The sequence below is a fragment of the Aromatoleum toluclasticum ATCC 700605 genome (assembly GCF_000378245.1).
Taxonomy (GTDB): domain Bacteria; phylum Pseudomonadota; class Gammaproteobacteria; order Burkholderiales; family Rhodocyclaceae; genus Aromatoleum; species Aromatoleum toluclasticum.
Genome location: NZ_KB899506.1, coordinates 134,789 through 143,526 on the forward strand (window position 1 = coordinate 134,789; position 8,738 = coordinate 143,526).

The 8,738-nt window shown below is 63.8% G+C and carries 8 protein-coding genes; 2 read left to right on the forward strand and 6 right to left on the reverse strand.

Annotation, left to right across the window (positions count from 1 at the left end):
* Window positions 1–3 precede the first annotated feature (3 nt).
* Window positions 4–909, reverse strand: a complete 906-nt coding sequence (tsf, locus tag F464_RS0122080) for a translation elongation factor Ts (RefSeq protein WP_018992037.1) — start codon at window positions 907–909, stop codon at window positions 4–6.
* A gap of 54 nt (window positions 910–963) precedes the next feature.
* Window positions 964–1,719 carry a 30S ribosomal protein S2 gene (rpsB, locus tag F464_RS0122085; RefSeq protein WP_018992038.1) on the reverse strand — a complete coding sequence of 252 codons (756 nt, stop codon included), beginning with the start codon at window positions 1,717–1,719 and terminating at the stop codon, window positions 964–966.
* Between the two features lie 289 nt (window positions 1,720–2,008).
* Between rpsB and map the strand changes: the two genes are divergently transcribed.
* A complete protein-coding gene (gene map / locus F464_RS0122090) occupies window positions 2,009–2,824 on the forward strand; it encodes a type I methionyl aminopeptidase (RefSeq protein WP_018992039.1) in 816 nt (271 codons plus the stop codon).
* A 22-nt stretch (window positions 2,825–2,846) separates the two neighbouring features.
* Window positions 2,847–5,426 carry a [protein-PII] uridylyltransferase gene (locus F464_RS0122095; protein ID WP_018992040.1) on the forward strand — a complete coding sequence of 860 codons (2,580 nt, stop codon included), beginning with the start codon at window positions 2,847–2,849 and terminating at the stop codon, window positions 5,424–5,426.
* A 56-nt stretch (window positions 5,427–5,482) separates the two neighbouring features.
* Here F464_RS0122095 and F464_RS0122100 read toward each other — a convergent pair whose 3' ends face one another.
* From F464_RS0122100 to F464_RS0122115, 4 genes are all read right to left on the reverse strand, one after another.
* Window positions 5,483–5,989, reverse strand: coding sequence for a TIGR00645 family protein (locus F464_RS0122100; RefSeq protein WP_018992041.1), 507 nt, complete (start codon window positions 5,987–5,989; stop codon window positions 5,483–5,485).
* Window positions 5,990–6,204: 215 nt separating this feature from the next.
* A complete protein-coding gene (locus tag F464_RS0122105; protein ID WP_040395690.1) occupies window positions 6,205–7,296 on the reverse strand; it encodes a hypothetical protein in 1,092 nt (363 codons plus the stop codon).
* Window positions 7,297–7,344: 48 nt separating this feature from the next.
* The gene (locus F464_RS0122110; RefSeq protein WP_026296225.1) at window positions 7,345–7,653 is read right to left on the reverse strand and encodes a metal-sulfur cluster assembly factor; all 309 of its coding nucleotides are present in this window, start codon (window positions 7,651–7,653) and stop codon (window positions 7,345–7,347) included.
* A gap of 527 nt (window positions 7,654–8,180) precedes the next feature.
* The coding region (locus F464_RS0122115) for a sensor histidine kinase (RefSeq protein ID WP_157354074.1) at window positions 8,181–8,738 on the reverse strand (558 nt) is incomplete at its 5' end.

An 8,738-nucleotide genomic window follows, 5' to 3' on the forward strand; every position in this document is an offset into this window, starting at 1 on the left:
CTCTTACTTCTTGGCGGCAGCGGCCTGGGCGGCGACTTCGGCGGCGAAGTCGGTCACCTTCTTCTCGATGCCTTCACCCACGACGTAGAGCGTGAAGCTCGCGATCGAGGCGTTGCGCGACTTGAGCAGCGCTTCGACAGTGAGCTTGTCGTCCTTGACGAAGGGCTGGCCGAGCAGCGTGACTTCCTTCAGGAACTTCTGCACCGAGCCTTCGACGCGCTTCGCGAGGATATCCTCGGGGATCGCCTTGCCGGACTTGGCGGCGTCCTCGGCGGCCTTCTCGCGCGCAACGCGGCGCTCGGACTCGATCAGTTCGACCGCGACGCCGGAAGAGTCCAGGGCCTTCGGCTTCGCTGCGGCGATGTGCATCGCCAGGTCCTTCGCCAGTTGCTCGTCGCCACCGACGAGGTCGATCAGCACGCCGATCTTCGAGCCACCGTGGATGTACGACGCCAGGCGACCCTTGGCTTCGACGCGCACGAAGCGGCGCAGCGTCATGTTCTCGCCGATCTTGCCCACCAGAGCCGAACGCACGGAATCCACCGTGCCGTCACCCAGCGGCAGGGCCGACAGGGCGGCAACGTCGGCCGGGTTGCGCTCGGCAACCAGGGATGCGCAGTCGGCAGCCAGCTTCAGGAACTCGTCGTTCTTGGCGACAAAGTCGGTTTCCGAGTTGATCTCGAGCATGCTGCCGAGCTTGCCGTCCGCACTGATGTTGATCGCGACGACGCCTTCGGCGGCAACGCGGGAGGCTGCCTTGGTGGCCTTGCTGCCGAGCTTCACGCGCAGGATCTCTTCCGCCTTGCCCATGTCGCCGGCAGCCTCGGTCAGAGCCTTCTTGCATTCCATCATGGGCGCGTCGGTCTTCTCGCGCAGTTCCTTGACCATGCTTGCGGTGATTTCCGCCATGCTAACTCCTCAAATTCGTAAGCATATCGGCCCTGTTTCCAGGGCCGAGAAAACTCAGGCCTGCTCGCCCGACGACGACTCGTCGACTTCGACGAATTCGTCCGAACCGGCGGCGACGATGTCGTGCAGAGCCTGGCTGCGGCCTTCCAGCACGGCGTCGGCGACACCGCGGGCGTAGAGGCGGATCGCGCGGGACGAGTCGTCGTTACCCGGGATCACGTAGTTGATGCCTTCGGGCGAGTGGTTGGTATCGACCACCGCGACGACGGGGATGCCGAGCTTCTGGGCTTCGGTGATGGCGATCTTGTGGTAGCCGACGTCGATGACGAACAGCGCATCCGGCAGGCCGCCCATGTCCTTGATGCCGCCGATCGACTTCTGCAGCTTTTCCATTTCGCGCGAGGCCATCAGCGCTTCCTTCTTGGACAGACGCTCGATCGAGCCGTCCTCGACCATCGCTTCCATGTCCTTCAGGCGCTTGATCGACTGCTTGACGGTCTTGAAGTTGGTGAGCATGCCGCCGAGCCAGCGCTCGTCAACGAAGGGCATGCCGGCGCGGCCGGCTTCCTCGGCGATGATCTCGCGAGCCTGGCGCTTGGTACCCACCAACAGGATGTTGCCGCGATTGGCGGAGAGCTTGCGCACGAAGTCCATCGCTTCGTTGTACTTGACCATCGTCTTCTCGAGGTTGACGATGTGGATCTTGTTGCGCTGGCCGAAGATGTAGGGGGCCATGCGCGGATTCCAGAAGCGGGTCTGGTGACCAAAGTGGATGCCGGCTTCCAGCATCTGACGCATCGTGACGGACATTTGTTACTCCGAACTTTAAGGGTTGAGCCTCCGCCCGGCATGGTCATTCCTGGATGACCCGAACCGTCCCTAGCACATGGCTTTTCGACGGACCCTCACGGCATTCTGCCGGGCGTGTGGATTTTGCCTGCCACCATTGGCAGACAAGCCGGTAATGATAGCAGGTTCGTATGACCCCGCTCAAGATCGAGATTCCGGCCGGTGCGGGCGGGCGTGACCGGCCGCATCCGATTTGCCGCAGCGTCCGCCATGCGCTAGCCTTTCTTATTTACCTGCCAGCCCCCGAAAGATGAGCATCACCATAAAAACGCCCGACGAAATCGAAAAAATGCGCGTTGCCGGCCGGCTCGCGGCCGAAGTGCTCGACTACATCGAACCCTTCGTCAAGCCCGGCGTCACCACGGGCGAACTCGATCGGCTCTGTCATGAGTACATGGTCAACGTACAACAGTCGATTCCCGCTCCGCTGAACTATGCACCGCCGGGATACGCGCCTTACCCGAAGTCCATCTGCACGTCGATCAATCACCAGGTGTGCCACGGCATTCCCGGCGAAAAGGCGCTGAAGAAGGGCGATATCGTCAACCTCGACATCACGGTGATCAAGGATGGCTACCATGGCGACACGAGCCGGATGTTCATCGTCGGCGGCGATGGATCCATCCTCGCAAAGCGCCTTTGCCAGGTGACGCTGGAATGCCTGTGGCTGGGCATCTCGGTCGTGAAGCTCGGGGGCCGGCTCGGCGACATCGGCCAGATCATCCAGAAGCACGCGGAAGGCAACGGCTTCTCCGTGGTGCGCGAATTCTGCGGCCACGGCATCGGCGCCAAGTTCCACGAGGAGCCGCAGGTTCTGCACTACGGCAAGGCCGGCACCGGCCCCGAGCTGCAGACCGGCATGACGTTCACGATCGAGCCGATGATCAACGCCGGCAAGGCCGCGATCTCGGAACTTCCCGACGGCTGGACCATCGTCACCAAGGACCGCAGCCTTTCCGCGCAGTGGGAACACACGGTGCTCGTCACCGAAACAGGCGTTGAAGTCCTGACGCTGTCGCCGGGGTGCCCGCCCGCCCCTGCAATCGCCGCGCCATTGATCCGCTAAGTTCGAACGCCCCGGGGAAGCCATGAGCGCCATGTCGATCGATGACTTCCAGGCGGCGCTGGCGCATGCCCGCGAGCACCTGTCGAGCGGGTGTGCGCGCATACGCGCCGCCTACGAAGCCCATCCGGCGACGTCGACCGTGCTCAAGGGACGTGCGCACCTGGTCGACGAGGCGATCCTCCACCTCTGGCGTGCGTGCGCCATGCCCCGCGAAGTCGCGCTGCTTGCCGTGGGCGGCTACGGACGCGGAGAACTGTTTCCGCATTCGGACGTGGATTTGCTGGTGCTTCTGCCGGCTCCCGCCGACGGCCCGCTGCAGGCGCGCATCAGCACCCTGATCGGCGCGTTGTGGGACGTCGGCCTGGAGATCGGCCAGAGCGTCCGCACCCTCGAAGAGTGCCTCGAGGCGGCCGAGGAAGACATCACCGTCCAGACCAACCTTCTGGAAGCCAGGCTGCTCGACGGCAACGCGCAACTGTTCGAGGAATTCGCGCGCCGCTACCGGGCGCAGCTCGACGTGCTCACGTTCTACAAGGCAAAACAGCTCGAGCAGGAAAACCGCTACGCGCGCTTCAACGATACGCCCTACGCGCTCGAACCGAACTGCAAGGAGAGCCCGGGCGGGCTGCGCGACCTGCAGATGCTGGGCTGGATCGCACGCGCCGCCGGACTCGGGCGAAACTGGCGCGATCTCGCCCGGCGACGCCTGATCACCGGCGCGGAGGCGAGCGAACTGCGCAGCATCGAGCGCTTTCTGCAGCACGTGCGCATCCGCCTGCACTATCTGACGGGCCGCACGGAGGATCGCCTGCTGTTCGATCATCAGGAGAAGCTGGCGCGCGCGTTCGGCATCGAGGCGACGGCGGCCAAGCGCGCCTCCGAAGTGTTCATGCAGCGGTACTACGTGAACGCGAAGAAGATCACGCAGACCAACACCATCCTGCTGCAGAACTACGGCGCCGAGATCTTTCCCAGCCGGGGCGGCGCCGCCTTCGTGATCAACGAGCGCTTCCAGGCGGTTCGCGAACTGCTCGACATCCGCAGCGAGGACACTTTCGAGCGCCACCCGGTGGCGCTCCTCGAATGCTTCCTGCTGCTGCAGCAGCGCTCCGAGTTGAAGGGCATGACCGCGCGGACGCTGCGTGCGCTGTGGCTGAACCGCACGCGCATCAACGCGGCCTTCCGCGCCGACCCGGCCAACCGCGCGCTGTTCCTGGAGCTACTCAAGCAGAAGCGCGGCATCGTGCATGAATTCCGGCGGATGAACCAGTACGGCATCCTGAGCCACTATCTGCCCGCGTGGCGGCGCATCGTCGGCCAGATGCAGCACGACCTGTTCCACGTCTACACGGTCGACCAGCACATCCTGATGGTCCTGCGCAACATGCGCCGCTTCACGATGGGCGAGCACGCGCATGAATACCCGCTGATGACACGGCTGATGCTGGGATTCGAGCGGCACTGGCTGCTGTACGTCGCCGCCCTGTTCCACGACATCGCGAAGGGACGCGGCGGAGACCATTCCCAGCTCGGCATGGGCGACGCGCGTGAATTCTGCGATCACCACAGTCTCCCGCCGGGAGACGCCGAACTCGTCGTGTGGTTGGTCGCACACCATCTTACGATGTCGCAGGTCGCACAGAAGGAGGATACGACGGATCCCGATGTCATCCGTCGGTTCGCCGATACGGTTCAGACCGAACGACGCTTGACCGCGCTCTACCTGCTAACCCATGCGGACATTCGCGGCACGAGTCCGAAAGTCTGGAACGGCTGGAAAGGGAAACTGCTCGAAGACCTGTTCTTCGCCACGCAGCGCCTGCTGCGCGGCGCGACGCCGCAGCAGGCGCTCGGACTGGACGATCGGCAGGAGGACGCCCGCGAGTTGCTGCGCTACCACGGCCTGCGCCCGGGTATCGAGGAAACGCTATGGACGCAGCTCGACGCGGTCTACTTCATGCGCCATTCCGCGGAAGAAATCGCCTGGCACACACGCATCCTCTACTTCCGTCCGCAGAGCGAAGAACCCGTCGTCAAGGCCCGGGTGCTCGAGGGCGACGAGGGGGTGCAGGTGATGGTGTTCACGCCCGACCAGAAGGATCTCTTCGTGCGCATGACCGGGTTCTTCGGCCGGCTCGGCTTCTCGATCCTGGACGCCAAGGTGCACACGACGCGTCATGGCTACGCGCTCGACAGCTTCATCCTGCAGGATCCGGGCAACGCCTCGCATTATCGTGACGTGATCCAGCTGATCGAGCATGAACTGGCCGAACGGCTGAAACATCCGGGACCGGCGGACCGCCCCACGCAGGGCAGGCTTTCGCGCCAGATGAGGCACTTCCCGATCACCCCGCAGATCAGCATCCAGCCCGACGATCCGGGCAAGCACTTCATCCTTTCGCTCGTCGCAGCCGATCGCCCCGGCCTGCTGTTCTCGGTCGCCGAGGTACTCGCACGTCACGAGATCCGCCTGCACACGGCGAAGATCGCGACGCTGGGTGAGCGCGCCGAGGACACCTTCCTGATCAGCGGCCCGCGTCTCGCACTCGACGGCCAGATCCTGCAGATCGAACGCGAACTGCTCGAACGCCTGCAGGTCTAGCACCCCGATCCTGCGGCATCAAGCTCCGCTGCAACCCGGCGCGCGGACGCAGCGGGTCAGTGCCCCTTGCCCTGCAGGCGATCCATCAAGGCATAGAGAACGCCGGACACCAGGAAGGTCACGTGGATCCCGACCATCCATGCGAGGTGGCGATCACTCACGTTTTCGACGTTCAGGAAGGCCTTCAGCAGCTCGATACCGGAAATTGCCACGATCGAGCCGATCAGCTTGATCTTCTGGTCGGAGAAACCGATATGCCCCATCCATTCGGGACGGTCGGCATGCGAATGCAGATCCTCCATCTTCGACACGAAGTTCTCGTAGCCGCTGAACATGATGATGATGAGCAGGCTCATGATCAGTGCGATATCGACCAGCGACAGCACCCCGATGATCATCTCCGCCCCGGTCGCGCTCATGATGTGACTGAAGAGGAACCAGACCTCCTTCCCGAACTTCACGAGAAGCACCACCAGCGCGAGGATCAGCCCGAAGAAGACGGGCGCCATCAGCCAGCGGCTGGCGAAGAGCATGTGTTCGAAGGCCGACTCGATTTTCTTCATTTCTTGGACAGGATTCATGCTGTGGAACCAGGAGGGCGCAATTCTAGCAGCTGTCGTGCGCGCCCCCGCCCTGTGTGCGCCGCAAGGGAAACATCTCGCAACGCAGCCGCAGTGTCCGCGCACGCGACCCCGTAAACATTGGCGCTGCACCCGCCACCCTGCCGTGAACGCGTTACCGGGACATTGCGAACCGAGAACTCAGGCTCGCCCGGGTATCAGCCCCGGCTGGCCCGACGGCCGCGCAGCACGCTCACCACCATCGTCAGGATGAAGACCAGGAGTGCCGCCGCATTGGCCAAGCCGCCGATCCGCAACAAGGGCGCCGCATCGCCGCCGGCAAGCGCTCCCGCAGTCCTCACCGCCAGCGAGAGGTGAAGCAGCACGAGGGGCAGATAGAACACCGGATGATAGGGAATCCTGACCCGGGCGATGGCCGGAAAGATGATTGGAGCATGGCCGAACACCATCGCGAACACGAAACCGAGGGTGACCGCATGCAAGCCCGCATCGCGCAGCGGATGTCCCGGCGTAAAGCCGCCTGCGAGCCCGATGACTGCGCCTGCGGCCAGCCAAGCATATCCGGACAGGAGGCACAGCGCGATGTAGCGCACGAGGTCGCGCTGCCGCGCGTTGTGCCGTGCGATGTCGTAGCGCAGCAGCCACAGCGACAGCGCGAAAAGGCCCGCTGCGAACAACACGAGCCCCAGGGGCGAGAACCAGGCTGCCACTGCACCGCCGAGCGTTGTCACGGCGGCGACGCGGAAGAGTGGCGCGGCCTCCCGCCGTACAGGCAGAAAGCGGGTGAGTTCGAGCCTCTCGCCTGCGATCGTCACGACGAGAAATGAGAGCCACCACGGAATCGCAGACTGGATCATGCCGCTTGCAACCCAGGCGAGGTTCCCGACAAGCCAGCACGCTGCCCCGACAGCCAGGGTCCGCGTAAACAGGGCCGACTGCCGGCGCACGACTACAACCGCCCCACCAAAGAGCACCAATGACGCGAGGACGAACAGCAGTTGGGCCCACGGCAGGGGCAAGCCGGCGAGCAGCACGATGCCCCCAAGCCCCGACGTCAACGGTCCCAGGTAAGCGATGGGACGCCCCAGCGCCACTGCGCGCTCGAGTCCGATGACCGTTCCGAAGAATGCGCACACCATCAGCGCGGCATGCCATCCGGCCAGCGCCGATGCGAGAGCGGGAACGTCTGCGCCCAGCCGCGCCAAGCCAGCGCCGACCCCGACCACGAGTGACAGCATCGCCAGCACCAGCGACAGCACGCGCGGAACAAGCCTCGGATCAGAACGCACGACGCACCACCTCCGTATCCCCTACTCCGTCAATCTCGCAGCGCATCCTCACCAACCAAAATGGCCGCGCGCATCCTTGTTCATCATTTCCGGGGTCCACGGCGGATCCCACACGAGATTGACCACGACACCGATCTCGGGCGGCAGGGCCGCGTCGAGCGCAGCGTCGATGTCGCTCATGATCATGTCGCCCATGGGGCAGGCCGGCGAGGTCATCGTCAGGCGGATAGAGATCTGTCCGGGCGTGATGTCGATACCGTATACCAGTCCGAGATCGACGATATTGACCCCCACCTCCGGATCGATCACCTGCCGCAGCAGCGCCTTGACGGATTCCACATCGGGCATTGCAGGCATCGCGAACCTCCTCCTCCGTCGCATTGGAAGTGCGATTATCGCCTTGAAGCTCTGGAAAACTCCAACCAGCCTGCCTCGATTCCCGCCACCGACCAGCGAAATACGCGGATCTGATGACGAAATACGGAGTAGAAAATAAAGCAGGTGCCCTCGCGGAGGGTGAGAAACTCCGGGCCCTGCTTCAATTGAACGTTGCCCCTTTCAGGGCCGCACCTCGTCGAGTAGTGCGGTCAGCCAGGCGCGAACGACTTCGCTGTCGCCTGGCGACAGCTCTCCGATCTGACCTCCGGCCAGGCGATGGTCGAGCGTAAACAACGTGAAGCGCACCTTGGAGGGCGCCGGCAGGCCCGCTGCAAGTAAGCATTGGCCGTTACCGCGGGGGCCGGGACGCCCATTTTCAGTCGAGGCAGTGACTGTTCGTAAGCATCGACAGCCAAATCAGCCCGCCCGACGAGCGGACACCCACCTCGCTCACAAGGTCTTCGCCGTCCGAGACTCTTCGGTCTTCGTGCCGGCGCCGACCTTCCCTACATCGGCAAGGTGAATTGAAAGCGTGACCCGCCCTTGCCGATCCTCGAAAACGAAAGCTGTCCGCCGTGCGACTCGACGATCGAGCGGCAGATCGTCAAACCGATACCCATCCCGTCGGGCTTGGTGGAGAAATAGGGCTCGAACACGCGCTTCGCGGAGCGCTTCTCGAGCCCCGTGCCGTGGTCCTGGACGAACACCTTCATCGCCCCGCCCTCATCGACGATCTCGCTGCCGATGACGAGCTTGCGCGCCCCGGGCGGCAGGCCCGTCATCGCCTCCATGCCGTTCTTCATGAGGTTGAACAACACCTGTTGAATCTCGACTTTGCATAGCGGCACCAGCGGGGGGTCCTGCAGCAGCCGCAGGTCGACGCTGACGTCGTGCCGGCGGACCTCGAAATTCAGGAACGAGAGCGCGTCCTGGATCACCTCGTTGATGTTCTCGGGTTCCTTGTCGGGCTTGTGCTTGCAGACGAACTCCTTGACGTGGCGCAGGATCTCGCCCGCCTGCTCGAGATACTTCAGCGCGAGCCCCATGGACTCGGAAATCTCCCC